Genomic DNA, 14,340 nt, shown 5'->3' on the forward strand with positions numbered 1-14,340 from the left:
CCAGACCCAGGCAGCCAGAAGGGGAGTTCCGGCGTGTCACCCAGTGCTTCATTGATCGACCGCATCGAATCGATTCCGCGGCGTGAGCTGTACTTCTTCGCGCTGTACCGGGTGCTGATCGCCGCGGTCATCGCCGGCCTGCTCTACAGCCCCCTGTCCGGCATGGTCGGCGAGGCCCATCACCCGCGTCTGGCCGATACCGTCGCGGCGATCTATCTGCTGCTGTCGCTGCTGGCCCTGGCGATCGGCCGCAACGAACGCTGGCTGCGCCCGATCGTGGTCAGCAGCGTGCTGGTGGACATCATCGCCGCCACCTTGCTGGCGCATGCCCTGCCCGGTGCCAGCGCCGGCATCTCGATGTCGCTGCTGTTCAACATCGCCGCCGCCGCCACCCTGCTGCCGCTGAGCTGGGGCCTAGGCCTGGCGGTTGCTGCCAGCCTGGCCACCGGTACCGAATACCTCTGGAAGGTGCTCGAAGGCGGTGACCCCACCCGCACGCTGGCCGAGCTGGCCATGTTCGCCACCAGCTACCTGGCGCTGGCCTTCATCAGCTACCAGGTGGGCAACCGCGCGCGCCGCAACCAGCAGCTGGCCAACCAGCGCGGCGACGAAGTAGCCAACCTGTTCCAGATCAACGAACTGATCATCCGCCGCATGCGTACCGGCGTGCTGGTGGTGGATGCCGACAACCGCATCACCCTGGCCAACGAAGCGGCCTCGATGCTGCTCGGCGACAACGACGGCATCGGTGAGACGGGACGCCTGGATCTGGCCAGTGCCGCGCCGGAACTGGCGCGCCGTCTGCAGCGCTGGCGCAACGGCTGGGCGCAGGACGAACTGCCGCTGCAGCTCAACCCCGACCAGCCGGAAGTGCAACCGCGCTTCGCCCGCCTGCTGGCCGGCAGCGAACTGGCGCTGGTATTCCTGGACGACTCCAGCGTGGTCTCTCGGCGCGCCGAATCGCTCACCCTGTCGGCGATGGGCCGCTTCTCGGCCAGCCTCGCCCATGAAATCCGCAATCCGCTGGCGGCGATCAACTACGCCGTGCAGCTGCTGGAGGAAGGCACCGGTTTCAACGAAAGCGACCGCCGCCTGCTGCAGATCATCCGCCAGCAATGCCAGCGCACCAACGGCATCGTCGAGAGCGTGCTGGGGCTGGCACGGCGCGAGCGCGCCACACCCGAGAACGTCGACCTGGTCGCCTTCGTGCGCCGCTTCGTGCTGGAGTACAAGCAGGGCCAGACGCTGGAAACCGACAGCATCGAACCGATCATCAGCGACACGGCGGTGATGGCGCAGGTCGACAGCAAACACCTGTACCAGGTGCTCACCGTGCTGGTGCACAACGCACTGAAATACGGCCGCATCGGCCAGCAGCCGGCACGCGTACGCCTGCGCGTGGCGCAGCACGAGCGCAGCGCGGTGATCGACGTGATGGACCGTGGCCCCGGCATTCCCGAGAGCGTGGCCGCACAGCTGTTCCGTCCGTTCTTCACCACCTCCGAGCATGGCACCGGGCTGGGCCTGTATATCGCCCGCGAGTTGTGCCGCGCCAACCAGGCACGGCTCGACTACATCCCGGTGCCGGCAGGAGGCTCGTGCTTCCGCCTGGTGCTGCCCGGCCCGCACACGCTGTTGCCCACCTGATTCCAAATCTGTGCGTCAAACATTTGTCGCTTCCAGCCCCCTCGTTTATCTTTCACGCCCATGAACGAAACCCGCAGCGCCCTCGTCGTCGACGATGAACGCGACATCCGCGAACTGCTGGTACTGACCCTCGGCCGCATGGGGCTGCGCATCAGTACTGCCGCCAACCTGGCCGAAGCGCGCGAGCTGCTGGCCAGCAACCCGTACGACCTGTGCATCACCGACATGCGCCTTCCGGATGGCAACGGCATCGAGCTGGTCAGCGAGATCGCCCAGCACTACCCGCGCACACCGGTGGCGATGATCACCGCATTCGGCAGCATGGACCTGGCCGTGGAAGCGCTGAAGGCCGGCGCCTTCGACTTCGTCAGCAAGCCGGTGGACATCTCGGTGCTGCGCGGCCTGGTCAAGCACGCGCTGGAACTCAACAACACCGAACGCCCTGCGCCCGGCCCCGCCACCGAACAGGCTGCACGCCTGCTCGGCGCTTCGCCGGCCATGGACGTTCTGCGCACCACCATCGGCAAGGTCGCGCGCAGCCAGGCGCCGGTCTACATCCTCGGTGAATCGGGCGTGGGCAAGGAACTGGTCGCGCGCACCATCCACGCCCAGGGCGCGCGTGCGGCTGGTCCGTTCGTGCCGGTCAACTGCGGTGCCATTCCCGGCGAGCTGATGGAGAGCGAGTTCTTCGGCCATCGCAAAGGCAGCTTCAGCGGCGCCCATGCCGACAAGCCGGGCCTGTTCCAGGCTGCACATGGCGGCACCCTGTTCCTGGACGAAGTGGCCGAGCTGCCGCTGCAGATGCAGGTGAAGCTGTTGCGTGCCATCCAGGAAAAGTCGGTACGTGCGGTGGGTGCGGCCAACGAAGAACCGGTGGACGTGCGCATTCTCTCGGCCACGCACCGTGACCTGGCCGAGCTGGTCGAGGACGGGCGCTTCCGCCACGACCTGTACTACCGCATCAACGTGATTGAACTGAAGGTGCCGCCGCTGCGCGAGCGCCGCCAGGACCTGCCGGAACTGGCTGCCGCCGTGCTGGCGCGGCTGGCCCGCAGCCACGGCCGTGCCACACCGCTGCTGGCGCCATCGGCGCTGGAAGCGCTGGCCCACTACGCGTTCCCGGGCAATGTGCGCGAGCTGGAGAACATTCTGGAGCGCGCGCTGGCACTGGCCGAAGAAGACCGCATTGGTGCCGACGACCTGCGCCTGCCGCAGCACGCCCCACGTGCGCCCGGCGGCGCTGCTCCCGCCGAAGCCGTGGCCGACCTGCAGCCGGGCGGTGCCGCCCTGCCCTCGTACATCGAGCAGCTGGAGCGCAGCGCCATCCAGCGCGCGCTGGAAGAGAACCGCTGGAACAAGACCCGCACGGCTGCGCAGCTGGGGATTACCTTCCGCGCGCTGCGCTACAAGCTGAAGAAGCTGGGGATGGAGTAAGGGCCGAACGGCCCTGGTAGGCGCCAACCTTGGTTGGCGTGCGCCGCCGCGCCATCCACGCATGGCGTGGATCCACCACCAACGCGGTAGTGCCGGCCGCTGGCCGGCAACCCCCATGCATCGCATCATCCACGCATGGCGTGGATACACCCACCAAACGCGGTAGTGCCGGCCGCTGGCCGGCAACCTCATGCATCGCGGCATCCACGCATGGCGTGGATCTACCTCAATCCTTGGTAACGCGATTGATCTCGGCCAGGCTGGTCACACCCGCTGCCGCCTTCTTCAACGCCGACTGCCGCAGGTCATTCACCCCGATCTGCTGCGCCGCCTCGGCAATCTGCAGCGCGTTGCCGCCGGCCAGCACGATCGTGGCGATCTCATCGGTCATCGGCATCACCTGGTAGATACCGGTTCGGCCCTTGTAGCCCTCGGTGCACTCATCGCAGCCCACCGCCTCGTACAACTGGATGCCCGCATCCAGCTGCGCCTGGGTGAAGCCCTCGGCCAGCAGCGCGTGCTCCGGCAGGTTCGCCGGTCGCTTGCAGTTGCCGCACAACCGGCGCGCCAGGCGCTGGGCGATCACCAGCGTCACCGAGCTGGTGATGTTGTACGGCGCGATGCCCATGTTCATCAGACGCGCGATGGTCTGCGGCGCATCGTTGGTATGCAGCGTGGACAGCACCATGTGGCCGGTCTGCGCCGCCTTGATCGCAATCTCGGCCGTCTCCAGGTCGCGGATTTCGCCGACCATGATGATGTCCGGATCCTGTCGCAGGAACGAGCGCAGCGCTGCAGCGAAGGTCATGCCGCGCTTGTTGTTCTGCTGCACCTGGTTGACGCCGGGCAAGCGGATTTCCACCGGGTCTTCGGCGGTGGAGATGTTGCGCGTCTCATCGTTGAGGATGCCCAGCGCGGTATACAGCGACACGGTTTTGCCCGAGCCGGTCGGGCCGGTCACCAGCACCATGCCGTACGGCTTGTGGATGGCGTCGTGGAACAGCTTCTGCTGGTCCGGCTCGTAGCCCAGCTTGTCGATGCCCAGCTTGGCCGCGCTGCCATCGAGAATACGCAGCACCACCTTTTCACCGAACAGGGTCGGCAGCGTACTGACGCGGAAGTCGATCTGCTTGGTCTTGGACAGGTTCAGCTTGATGCGGCCGTCCTGCGGCACGCGCTTCTCGGCGATATCCAGCTGCGCCATCACCTTCAGGCGCGCGGCGATGCGCTGGTTCAACTTCACCGGCGCGCGCGCCACCATCTTCAGCAGACCGTCGATACGCAAGCGCACGCGGTAATCGTCTTCGTAGGGCTCGAAGTGGATGTCCGATGCGCCCTTGCGGATGGCATCGACCAGCACCTTGTTGACGAACTTCACCACCGGGGTGTCGTCGCCCTTGGCGTCGATGCCGGAGTCGCCCCCCGCGTTGTCTTCGTCGCCCAGTCCAACGTCGAGGTTGGCCATGCCCTCGTCGTCGCCGCCCAGCGCATCGCCGATGGTGTCGTGGCTGGCGTGCCACTGCTCCAGCGTGCGGCGGATCTGGTCTTCATCCACCAGGATCGGCTCCACCACCAGATTGGTGTGGAACTTGATCTCGTCCAGTGCATGGGTTGGATTGCTGGTACCCACGAACAGCTTGCCACCGCGCTTGAACAGCGGCAGGACGTTGTGTTTGCGCAGCAGTTCCTCGCTGACCAGGCTCATGGCGTTCTGGCTGGCGTCGAACGTAGACACGTCGAACAAGGGCATGCCGAACTCGACCGCGTTGGCGGCGGCGAGCTGCGAGGCACTGACCAGCTTGTTCTGCGCGAACCACGTAGGCAGCGGCTGGCGGGCGGCCGTGGCCTTGGCCATGGCGTCGCGGGCGGAGGCCTCGTCCAGCGCGCCGTCCTGGACCAGGCGGCGGGCCAGGCCGGTGATGCCTACGAGATTGGGGGTGGAAAGAGTGCTCATATTTTCCTCAAAGCCCTCAGTCTGGAGCAATCAAACCTAGGCTCCTGAAAGTACTCCCAGGAATTCATCTCTGGCGTTTTAGGGCCCAGTTACAAGAGCTGCGATTAAATGCTGCTCCGTTGACGTTGTCGCCATTCATGGTCACTTGAAAATACCGGTCTACGTCGAGAAAGAGGACCTTAGCTACGCCGGGATTTTAGATCGACAGCGAACAGCAGAATGGCCAATGCCCAAAAAAGAACAGGGAGCCATTAGCCCCCTGTCCCTAGAACGCGATACCAATTAAGGGATCACTCCTTGGTTTCTTCTTCGCCAGCAGGCGCCTGGCAAGAACCCGGACGATACTTGGCATCAATCGAACCGCCGCAGCTCCAGCTCGGCACAACGCCATTCTTTCCGTCACCCGTCGGGGTCAGCGTAATGGTCTTCTTATCGATGAGGTCGTCGCCAACGCCCTTAGCAGTAGCAACGATGGACTTACCATTCCATTCCAGCTTATCCACGTACTGAGTCTGCTGGAAGTCCGGCTTCCAAGTTGTCGGCGGCAGCGAATTGTTGCTGGCCACGTATTCCGACACGTCGGTACGCAGCGAAGAAGCCGCCAGGATCACTTCCGAGACCTTGGCCTTCTTGGTGTAGTTCGAGTAAGCCGGCAGCGCGATGGCAGCCAGGATGGCGATGATCGCAACGACGATCATCAGTTCGATCAGGGTGAAGCCCTTCTGGTTCTTCATGGTGGTACATCCCCAAGATAAGTGGTGGTTGATGTCGGGGTGGCGGCCGGCCGGCCAGATGACCGGATGAGCAGGCTGCCCGTCCCCGCGGGTGGATCAACGCAGGTTACGTGCCAATCTCCCATGGCAGCGTCTCCCCGATTTCCCCGCGCCAATGATGGCAGCAATTTCGCGGATGGGAACCCCCCAGAAGCGAATCTGCGATGGACGCGGCAATGTGACGCGGTACGTCACCTTTCGTCTCGTCAGGTCGAAAACCCTGCGCGGCGTCACGCCAGCAGGCTCCCCGGACGGCCCTGAACCGGCTACCATCGCCGGTCAGGATGCCCGCCTGGGGATGGCGGGCCTTGGGGAGCCAACATGTCTGTCAGTCGCAGTGCGATCAAGAAAGAGCCCGTGGCGCGTAGCACCATGGAGCTGCAGCCGTTTGTCTGGGAGGGGACCGACAAGCGGGGTATCAAGATGAAGGGCGAGCAGTTGGCCAAGAACGCCAATCTGCTGCGCGCCGAATTACGCAAGCAGGGAATCAATCCCGGCCAAGTGAAGCCGAAGCCGAAGCCACTGTTCGGCGCGGCCGGCAAGCCCGTGGGCGCTAAGGACATTGCGTTCTTCAGCCGGCAAATGGCCACGATGATGAAATCCGGCGTGCCGATCGTGTCGGCGCTGGAGATCATCGGCAGCGGGCACAAGAACCCGCGCATGAAGAAGATGGTGGACGGGATCCGCGCCGACATCGAGGGCGGCTCTTCTCTGAACGAGGCGATCAGCCGTCACCCTGTCCAGTTCGACGAGCTCTACCGCAACCTGGTACGCGCCGGTGAAAGCGCCGGTGTACTGGAAACGGTGCTGGATACGATCGCCTCCTACAAGGAGAACATCGAGGCGCTGAAGGGCAAGATCAAGAAGGCCCTGTTCTACCCGGCCATGGTGCTGGTGGTGGCCTTCCTGGTCAGCACTGTCCTGCTGGTCTGGGTCGTGCCGCAATTCGAGGAGGTCTTCAAGAGTTTCGGTGCCGACCTGCCGGCCTTCACCCAGATGGTGGTCAACCTGTCCCGCTTCATGGTGTCGTGGTGGTGGCTGATAGCCATCGTCGTGATCGGAGCGGTGGTGGCCATCGCCATGACCTACCGGCGTTCGGAGAAGATGCAGCACACGGTCGACCGGCTGGTCCTGAAGGTGCCGGTGATCGGCCAGATCATGCATAACAGCTCGATTGCCCGTTTCGCCCGCACCACGGCTGTGACCTTCAAGGCCGGCGTGCCGCTGGTGGAGGCGCTGGGCATCGTGGCTGGCGCCACCGGCAACAAGGTCTATGGCGAAGCGGTCCTGCGCATGCGCGACGACGTCTCGGTGGGCTATCCGGTCAACATGGCCATGAAGCAGCTGAACCTGTTCCCGCACATGGTCATCCAGATGACCGGCATCGGCGAAGAGGCGGGCGCCCTGGACGCCATGCTGTTCAAGGTGGCTGAATACTACGAGCAGGAAGTGAACAATGCCGTGGATGCCTTGAGCAGCCTGCTGGAACCGATGATCATGGTGTTCATTGGTACCATTGTCGGTGGCTTGGTCATCGCGATGTACCTGCCCATCTTCAAACTCGGCGCCGTCGTCGGCTAAAGGTATCAATGGCATTTCTCGACCAGCACCCCGGCCTCGGCTACCCCGCCGCGGCCGCCCTGGGACTGCTGCTGGGCAGTTTCCTGAACGTGGTCATCCTGCGCCTGCCCAAGCGGCTGGAGTGGCAGTGGAAGCGCGATGCGCGCGAGGTCCTGGAGGAACCGGACTTCTATGAACCACCCCCACCGGGGATCGTGGTGGAGCCGTCGCACTGCCCGCACTGCAAGCACAAGCTGAGCTGGTACGAGAATATCCCGCTGTTCAGCTGGATCATCCAGGGCGGCAAGTGCCGCCACTGCAAGGCGCCGATCTCGCTGCAGTACCCGCTGGTGGAGGCGCTGACCTCGGTGCTGGTGCTGGCCTGCGTCTGGCAGTTCGGCTTCGGCTGGCAGGGCTTCGGCGCCATCGTGCTGACCTGCTTCCTGATCGCCCTGTCCGGCATCGACCTGCGAACGCAGCTGCTGCCCGACCAGTTGACCCTGCCGCTGATGTGGCTGGGGCTGATAGGCAGCATCGACAACCTCTACATGCCAGCCAAGCCCGCCCTGGTGGGTGCGGCGGTGGGTTACCTGTCGCTGTGGACGGTCTGGTGGCTGTTCAAGCAGCTGACCGGCAAGGAAGGCATGGGCCACGGCGACTTCAAGCTGCTGGCGGCCCTGGGCGCCTGGTGTGGTCTGAAGGGCATCCTGCCGATCATCCTGCTGTCGTCGGTGCTGGGCGCCATCATCGGCTCGATCTGGCTGTACAGCCGCGGCCGTGACCGCGCCACGCCCATCCCGTTCGGGCCGTACCTGGCCATCGCCGGCTGGCTGTACTTCATGTGGGGTGCGCCACTGGTGGAGCAGTACCTGGTGATGAGCGGGCTGCGCTGAGGGGAGTCCCCATGAGCCGCTATGTGGTTGGCCTGACCGGAGGCATCGCCTCCGGCAAGAGCGAGGTGACCCGGCGCTTTGAGGCGCTGGGGATCGTGGTGGCCGACGCCGATCTGGCCGCACGGGCCGTGGTGGCTGCCGGCAGCCCGGCGCTGGCCCGTATCGCCGAGCGTTTCGGCGCCGACATGCTGCTGGCCGATGGCAGCCTGGACCGGGGGCGCCTGCGCGCCCACGTGTTTGCCGATCCGGCCGAGCGGACGGCGCTGGAAGCCATCACCCACCCCGCCATCCGTCGGCTGATGCAGCAGCAGTGCGAGCAGGCTGAGGGCCCCTATGCGATTGCCGCGATTCCGCTGCTGACCGAGGTGGGCGGGCAGAAAGCCTACCCGTGGCTGGACCGGGTGTTGCTGGTGGATGCGCCCGAAGCCGTGCAGCATGCGCGGCTGATGCAGCGCGATAGCATTGATGCCGCGCTGGCCGACCGGATGATTGCTGCGCAGGCCAGCCGCGCACAGCGGTTGGCGCTGGCCGATGACGTGGTGGTCAATGATGGGCAGCCGGAGGACCTGCAGGTGCAGGTGGAACAGCTGCATGCGCGGTATCTGGGGTTGGCCGGGGGCTGAGGCCTGGTTGCCGGCCAGCGGCCGGCACTACCAAAGCGCATCCACGCATGGCGTGGATCTACACGCGCGGGGCGCGGCAGCGATCACGGTGGTGGCACAAGCGGGACAGGGCGCGATGCAAGGTCGGCAGGGTTTGTGCCGACCAAGGTCGGCACCTACCGCTTACAACGGCTTCGGCGAGAACGTCAGGGTGGCGATCACGCCTCGCTGGCCGCCGGGGCGCACGCTTACCTGCCAGCCGTACAGATCGCACAGGCGGCTGACGATCGACAGGCCGATACCGCCGCCCTGCGAGTGGCCGGCATGCGTGCCGCGGTAGCCACGCTGGAACAGCTTGGCCGCGTCTTCCTCGCTCAGGCCCGGGCCACTGTCGGTTACCGACACCGAGTTGGTGCCGACGAACACGCGCACCTCGCCGTCCTGCGAGTACTTCACCGCGTTGCCGATCAGGTTGCCCAGTGCCACCGACAACGCCGCCTCGGGCGCGTCGATCACCAGATTGCGCTCACCTTCCAGCAGCAGCTCCAGCGGCTTGCCCCCCAGCTGCGCACGGTGTGCGTCCAGCAGCTGCTCGGCCACGCGGGCGACGTTGCTGGTGCCCTGCCCGCGCTCGTTGCGCGACAGCAGCAGCAGCGCGCCGATCAGATCGCTGCACTGCTGTTCGGCGCGCTGGATGCGCTGCAGGCGCTGCAGCACCTTCTCGTCCAGGCCGGGCCGGGTCAGCAGCAGCTCGGTGGCGCCACGGATCACCGCCAGCGGCGTGCGCAGCTCGTGGCTGACGTCTGCATTGAATTCACGGTCGCGCTGCACCACTTCGGTCAGCCGCGAGGAATAGTCGTCCAGCGCCTGGGCCAGCTGCCCCACTTCGTCGTCGGGAAAGCGTGGCGCCAACGGCTCGGGATCACTGGTGCCGCCGCGATAGGCACGCAGCCGCGCGGCCAGATCCGACACCGGCTTCATCACCTTCGAGGCCGACCACCAACCCAGCACCAGCGACAGCACGCTGAACACCAGCACCGACAGTACCAGCGCGCGGTTGAGCTGCTTGCCACCGCGCACGCTGTCGGTCATGTCATAGGCGAGGAAGAACCAGGCGTCGGGCGTCTTGCGCACGGCCAGCTTGTAGGAGTACGGCTCGCCGTGCTCATCGCCGCTGACGCTGTGGATGCCATCGGAGAAGCCCGCCCACTGCGCGCGCTCTTCGCGCACCCGGTCGAACTTGTCCTTCGAATAGGCATAGGCCTTGATCTGCAGCACCGGTGCGTCCGGGTTATGCCCGGGGTGCTCGTAATAGCGGCGCGCATACTCGTCGATGTTGCGGTTCATCAGCTCTTCCACCAGCTGGTTTTCCACGCGCAGGCGGGCCCAGTTGGTGGCGAACGCAAACAGTGTCGTCAGGCAGAAGCCCAACAACACGAACGAAACGATGATGCGGCTGCGCAGGCGCCGCCGATAAGGCGTGCGCCGGCGCTCCCCCTTGGTTGCCACCGAATCAGGCTTCCGGGGTGGCGATGCGGTATCCGATGCCATGGCGGGTCTGGATCAGCGGCACTTCAAACGGCTTGTCGACCACCGCACGCAGGCCATGGATGTGCACGCGCAGGGAATCCGAATCGGGCAGTTCTTCACCCCACACACGGGTTTCCAGCTCCTGGCGGGTCACCACGGCCGGGGCCGCTTCCATCAGCGCCTGCAGGATCTTCAGTGCGGTCGGGTTGAGCTGCAGCAGCTTGCCCTGGCGGCGCACTTCCAGCGTATCCAGGTTGTATTCCAGATCGCCGGTTTCCAGCACGCGGGTCTGCACGCCCTTGCCGCGTCGCGACAGGGCGTTCAGACGCACTTCCACTTCCTGCAGCGCGAACGGCTTGATCAGGTAGTCGTCCGCGCCGGAATCGAAGCCGGCCAGCTTGTTGTCCAGTGAATCGCGGGCGGTGAGCATCAGTACCGGGGTCTGCTTGCGCGCTTCATTGCGCAACTTGCGGCAGACCTCGATGCCGTCCATGCCTGGCAGATTGAGATCCAGCACGATCGCGTCGAACTCGTGCACCACGGCCAGGTGCAGACCGGTAACCCCGTCAGCCGCGAAGTCCACGGTGTGGCCCCGGTCCTCCAGGTAGTCGCCCAGGTTGGCCGCAATGTCGCTGTTGTCTTCGATTACCAGGATTCTCACTGTCACCTCTAATTTACGAATTTGCCGATGCGCTGGGCCTGGCCCATATCACGCTGTGCCTTGTCCTTCCGCCGGGCGCGCTCGGCAACGGTAGTGCACTGCGTCGTGGACCGGTTCGAACCCGTGGCCTTTTCACGTTGGCATATTAGACGACTATCTTCACGTGCCTGTGTCAAAACCGTGTTCACGATCTGCTGGTCGTTGAAGACATCGGTTCGTACCTGTTCAGGCATGGAATCGCGGTCAGGATGCTGCTCGACGGCCGTACGCATGCGCACCAGCGCCTCGCGTACACGGCTGCGGTCGGCCTGCTTCAGTTCGCTGTAGGTCTCGCCATCGTTGAGTTCGATTTCGATGCGCTCGATCTGCTGCTGCAGCGGCTTGCCGGGGATAAAGACCTCACCGGACTGGTTCGATGCAGAGGCGGCGGTGGCCAGGGTCAGGCCCGAGATCAGGACCGCCGACATCAGGAGGGACTTCATGACAAACGAATCCTTGTTTGAGTTGAGTGTTGACTGTATTCGCACCACCTTCACGCCAGCAAGTGCCATGCGCAGGGGCATCGGACGGCCTAGTGGTTGGTGGCAGGGTTGAAGTTGTTGAAGGTGCGCTGGTCGTTGAGCAGGGCCTTGCCCTTTTCTTCGATCCGGCGGCGCTCGGCCACGGTCAGGCAGCGGCTTTTAGGCATGTTGCTGCCGGTGGTGCGGGTGTGCTGGCAGATCTGGCGGCTGTCCTCGTGGGCGCGGACAAGAACGGTATTGATACGCTCCTGGTCGTTGAACACCTCCGCCTGGACCTGCGGCGGGAGCTCCTGAAGCATGCGGTGGTCGCCCATGCGCTGGGTGATGCGCGCCAGTGCCTGCTGCACCTGGGCGCGGTCATCGGCGGAAATCTCGCTGTACTCGCCGTCATCGAGGGCCTTCTCAACCCGCCGGACCTGCTCGGCCACCGGGGCCTGCCCATCCATCTGTATGGCGGTCTTCTCCGGCTTGGCGGAGACAGCACCAGACAGCCCCAGCAACAACGCGATCATCGTGATGCGGTACATCGCCAGCCTCCGGATCCATCCAGGAACGATGGGCGCCACTCTACGGCCGTCACGCTGCCTCCACAAGGGACTTCCGGCGGCATAAAAAAGACCCAGACGGTGCCCCGCCTGGGTCTGAAGTCGTATCCCGATACCGATCCTGCTGAGAGGCAGAGCTGCGGTTCGCTGAAGGCTACGCCGGCGCCGATTAAAGGCGCGTTAAAGCTGGCCTCATTTGCCCATGAGAATTTCAAGCCATTGATTAATTACGGCTTTTTTATCTTCTCGACGTGCTCGATGATACGCGTGGCCACATCCACCCCGCAGGCGGCTTCGATGCCCTCCAGCCCTGGCGTGGAGTTGACCTCCAGCACCAGCGGCCCACGCGCGGAGCGGATCAGGTCCACGCCACAGACCGACAGGCCCAGCGCCTTGGCCGAACGCACCGCCACCTGCTGTTCGGCGCGGCTGGCCTTGGCCGCCACCGCGGTGCCGCCGGCATGCAGGTTGGAGCGGAAGTCACCTTCCGGCGCCTGGCGCTGCATCGACGCCACCACCTGGTCACCGACCACGAAGCAGCGCAGGTCGGCGCCCTTGGCTTCCCCGATGAACTCCTGCATCAGGAAGTTGGCGTACAGGCCCCGCAGGGCCTCGACGATGCCACGCGAAGCGCTGGCCTTCTCGGTGAGGATCACGCCCCGTCCCTGGGTGCCCTCGTTGAGCTTCACCACGTGCGGCGGCGGACCGAGCATCGACAGCAGGTCGACGGTGTCATCGGGGTTGTCGCCGAACACGGTGACCGGCATGTCGATGCCCTTGGCTGCCAGCAACTGGTGCGCGCGCAGCTTGTCGCGCGAACGCAGGATCGCATCGGACGGGTTGGGAGTGCGCGCACCCATCAGCTCGAACTGGCGCAGCACGGCGGTGCCATAGCGGGTGATCGAGGCGCCGATGCGCGGGATGACCATGTCCACGCCGGTCATCGGCCGGCCCTTGTAGTGCATCGAAAAACCATCGGCGGCGATGCGCATGTAGCAGCGCAGCGGGTCGAGGATGCGAACGGTGTGGCCGCGCGCGCGGGCCGCCTCGACCAGCCGGCGGGTGGAGTACAGGGAGCTGTTGCGGGACAGGATGGCGAGCTTCATCGCGGCAGGATCGGGCGGCAGGCGCGCAGCATAGCGCGGGCGTGTGGCGGGCGGATGATGCCCTGCAGACCGCCGCATCTGCGTGCCTGCCGGGGCTGTGCGAAGATGGCTGTTGCCGGCTACAGGACAGGACACGGCCGGCTTACACAACCCAAGGAGAACCACAGATGCGAATGGGAATTCCGCTGTTGTTGCTGTTTGGCCTGATGGGGAGCGCCGCACACGTACAGGCTGCGCCAACCCATGCAGTCTCCCGGCTCTACTTCGATGCCAACAACACCCTGATCGGCCAGGGCCTGCGCTACTGCACGGGCAAGACACAGCACCAGGGCGTTGCCTCACACGCCAATACCCGCTGGATCGATGTTTCCTACGCCTGCCAGGGCGACTCGACCGACGTTTCCTATGGCAGCTGGGTGCCTGCACAACTGCGGCAGGACTTCTGCACGCTGTACGACGCCTGCACGTCACTGATGCCGTGGCCGGAACCCGGCCTGCCCGGCACCCTCGGCAACGGCTTCTACTCAGACTGACAGCCGGTAGTCGCCGCACTGTCTCCGGCGATGGCAGCATCGTCGCCGGAGACCCCACCCACTACACCCCGGAGACTTCATGCCGTTGACGATCCTTCCGCGTTTCTCCGAAGTGGATGTACTCGGCCACGTCACCAACACCGCCCTGCCCGTCTGGTTCGAGGAAGGTCGCCAGGAGATCTTCCGCCATTTCAGCCGCGAGGCCAGCATGCGCGACCTGACGCTGATCCTGCGCCGCTACGAGATCGACTTCCTGCAGCAGATACAGCCGGGACACGAAGTGCGCATCGAGACCCGCATCGAAAACATCGGCCGCTCCTCGCTGTCGATCGTGCAGCAGGCGTTCCAGTTCGAGGCCCTGGTGGCCAGCGGGCGCTGCGTGATGGTGCATTTCGACTACACAACCAACGCCTCGCGCGCCATCGATGCAGAGCAGCGCCGGGCATTGTCAGGGCTGTTTACCGAGGAGTATGCGCAACAGGTGCAGGCGGCAGGCGCATGAGCCCTACGGAAGTCCGGTCATCCGCACTCGGTACTGCCCGCAGCCCATTTCTTCAGCTTTTCCAGCGCTTTCCCGGCCT

The 14,340-nt window shown here is 65.0% G+C and carries 14 protein-coding genes; 7 read left to right on the forward strand and 7 right to left on the reverse strand.

Annotation, left to right across the window (positions count from 1 at the left end; translation table 11 throughout):
• Positions 1-33: 33 nt before the first annotated feature.
• On the forward strand, positions 34-1,647 hold the full coding sequence (locus MG068_RS16385) for a sensor histidine kinase (RefSeq protein ID WP_049401617.1): 1,614 nt from the start codon (positions 34-36) through the stop codon (positions 1,645-1,647).
• A 60-nt stretch (positions 1,648-1,707) separates the two neighbouring features.
• Positions 1,708-3,081: a sigma-54-dependent transcriptional regulator gene (locus MG068_RS16390; RefSeq protein WP_032128822.1), complete on the forward strand. Its 1,374-nt coding sequence runs from the start codon at positions 1,708-1,710 to the stop codon at positions 3,079-3,081.
• Positions 3,082-3,307: 226 nt separating this feature from the next.
• Here MG068_RS16390 and pilB read toward each other — a convergent pair whose 3' ends face one another.
• Complete coding sequence (pilB, locus tag MG068_RS16395; protein WP_132810679.1) at positions 3,308-5,035, reverse strand: type IV-A pilus assembly ATPase PilB; 1,728 nt, start codon at positions 5,033-5,035, stop codon at positions 3,308-3,310.
• A 290-nt stretch (positions 5,036-5,325) separates the two neighbouring features.
• Positions 5,326-5,769 carry a pilin gene (locus tag MG068_RS16400; RefSeq protein WP_132810680.1) on the reverse strand — a complete coding sequence of 148 codons (444 nt, stop codon included), beginning with the start codon at positions 5,767-5,769 and terminating at the stop codon, positions 5,326-5,328.
• A gap of 360 nt (positions 5,770-6,129) precedes the next feature.
• Between MG068_RS16400 and MG068_RS16405 the strand changes: the two genes are divergently transcribed.
• Genes MG068_RS16405 through coaE form a run of 3 tightly spaced genes read left to right on the forward strand, consistent with a single transcriptional unit; the run spans position 6,130 to position 8,884 of the window.
• Positions 6,130-7,389: a type II secretion system F family protein gene (locus MG068_RS16405; RefSeq protein WP_132810681.1), complete on the forward strand. Its 1,260-nt coding sequence runs from the start codon at positions 6,130-6,132 to the stop codon at positions 7,387-7,389.
• Between the two features lie 8 nt (positions 7,390-7,397).
• Positions 7,398-8,261, forward strand: coding sequence for a prepilin peptidase (locus tag MG068_RS16410; RefSeq protein WP_032128827.1), 864 nt, complete (start codon positions 7,398-7,400; stop codon positions 8,259-8,261).
• An 11-nt stretch (positions 8,262-8,272) separates the two neighbouring features.
• Positions 8,273-8,884 carry a dephospho-CoA kinase gene (gene coaE, locus MG068_RS16415; protein WP_132810682.1) on the forward strand — a complete coding sequence of 204 codons (612 nt, stop codon included), beginning with the start codon at positions 8,273-8,275 and terminating at the stop codon, positions 8,882-8,884.
• Positions 8,885-9,046: 162 nt separating this feature from the next.
• Here coaE and MG068_RS16420 read toward each other — a convergent pair whose 3' ends face one another.
• The 5 genes from MG068_RS16420 to rimK all read right to left on the reverse strand — a co-directional run bounded on the left by MG068_RS16420 (position 9,047) and on the right by rimK (position 13,226).
• Positions 9,047-10,414 (reverse strand): sensor histidine kinase, encoded by a 1,368-nt coding sequence (locus MG068_RS16420; RefSeq protein ID WP_032128829.1) that lies wholly within the window; start codon positions 10,412-10,414, stop codon positions 9,047-9,049.
• Positions 10,377-11,054, reverse strand: coding sequence for a response regulator transcription factor (locus MG068_RS16425; RefSeq protein ID WP_005410804.1), 678 nt, complete (start codon positions 11,052-11,054; stop codon positions 10,377-10,379). Before MG068_RS16425 ends, MG068_RS16420 begins: the two co-directional genes overlap by 38 nt.
• 8 nt (positions 11,055-11,062) lie before the next feature.
• A complete protein-coding gene (locus MG068_RS16430; RefSeq protein ID WP_049425106.1) occupies positions 11,063-11,536 on the reverse strand; it encodes a hypothetical protein in 474 nt (157 codons plus the stop codon).
• A gap of 89 nt (positions 11,537-11,625) precedes the next feature.
• On the reverse strand, positions 11,626-12,102 hold the full coding sequence (locus MG068_RS16435) for a hypothetical protein (protein ID WP_132810683.1): 477 nt from the start codon (positions 12,100-12,102) through the stop codon (positions 11,626-11,628).
• Positions 12,103-12,347: 245 nt separating this feature from the next.
• Complete coding sequence (gene rimK / locus MG068_RS16440) at positions 12,348-13,226, reverse strand: 30S ribosomal protein S6--L-glutamate ligase (RefSeq protein ID WP_005418651.1); 879 nt, start codon at positions 13,224-13,226, stop codon at positions 12,348-12,350.
• 167 nt (positions 13,227-13,393) lie between these two features.
• Here rimK and MG068_RS16445 point away from each other — a divergent pair, with 167 nt between their 5' ends.
• Together MG068_RS16445 and MG068_RS16450 are read left to right on the forward strand one after the other, a co-directional pair.
• Positions 13,394-13,759, forward strand: a complete 366-nt coding sequence (locus tag MG068_RS16445; RefSeq protein WP_223224661.1) for a hypothetical protein — start codon at positions 13,394-13,396, stop codon at positions 13,757-13,759.
• Between the two features lie 79 nt (positions 13,760-13,838).
• Positions 13,839-14,261, forward strand: coding sequence for an acyl-CoA thioesterase (locus tag MG068_RS16450; protein WP_032128832.1), 423 nt, complete (start codon positions 13,839-13,841; stop codon positions 14,259-14,261).
• Positions 14,262-14,340: the final 79 nt, after the last annotated feature.

Origin of the sequence: Stenotrophomonas sp. ASS1 (assembly GCF_004346925.1) — a bacterium.
GTDB lineage: Bacteria > Pseudomonadota > Gammaproteobacteria > Xanthomonadales > Xanthomonadaceae > Stenotrophomonas > Stenotrophomonas maltophilia_A.

Coding starts and splice junctions, on each gene's coding strand:
- MG068_RS16450 (WP_032128832.1), top strand. CDS start 13,839: ATGCCGTTGACGATCCTTCCGCGTTTCTCCGAAGTGGATGTACTCGGC.
- MG068_RS16405 (WP_132810681.1), top strand. CDS start 6,130: ATGTCTGTCAGTCGCAGTGCGATCAAGAAAGAGCCCGTGGCGCGTAGC.
- pilB (WP_132810679.1), bottom strand. CDS start 5,035: ATGAGCACTCTTTCCACCCCCAATCTCGTAGGCATCACCGGCCTGGCC.
- MG068_RS16435 (WP_132810683.1), bottom strand. CDS start 12,102: ATGTACCGCATCACGATGATCGCGTTGTTGCTGGGGCTGTCTGGTGCT.
- MG068_RS16430 (WP_049425106.1), bottom strand. CDS start 11,536: ATGAAGTCCCTCCTGATGTCGGCGGTCCTGATCTCGGGCCTGACCCTG.
- coaE (WP_132810682.1), top strand. CDS start 8,273: ATGAGCCGCTATGTGGTTGGCCTGACCGGAGGCATCGCCTCCGGCAAG.
- MG068_RS16445 (WP_223224661.1), top strand. CDS start 13,394: ATGCGAATGGGAATTCCGCTGTTGTTGCTGTTTGGCCTGATGGGGAGC.
- MG068_RS16390 (WP_032128822.1), top strand. CDS start 1,708: ATGAACGAAACCCGCAGCGCCCTCGTCGTCGACGATGAACGCGACATC.
- MG068_RS16410 (WP_032128827.1), top strand. CDS start 7,398: ATGGCATTTCTCGACCAGCACCCCGGCCTCGGCTACCCCGCCGCGGCC.
- MG068_RS16400 (WP_132810680.1), bottom strand. CDS start 5,769: ATGAAGAACCAGAAGGGCTTCACCCTGATCGAACTGATGATCGTCGTT.
- rimK (WP_005418651.1), bottom strand. CDS start 13,226: ATGAAGCTCGCCATCCTGTCCCGCAACAGCTCCCTGTACTCCACCCGC.
- MG068_RS16420 (WP_032128829.1), bottom strand. CDS start 10,414: ATGGCATCGGATACCGCATCGCCACCCCGGAAGCCTGATTCGGTGGCA.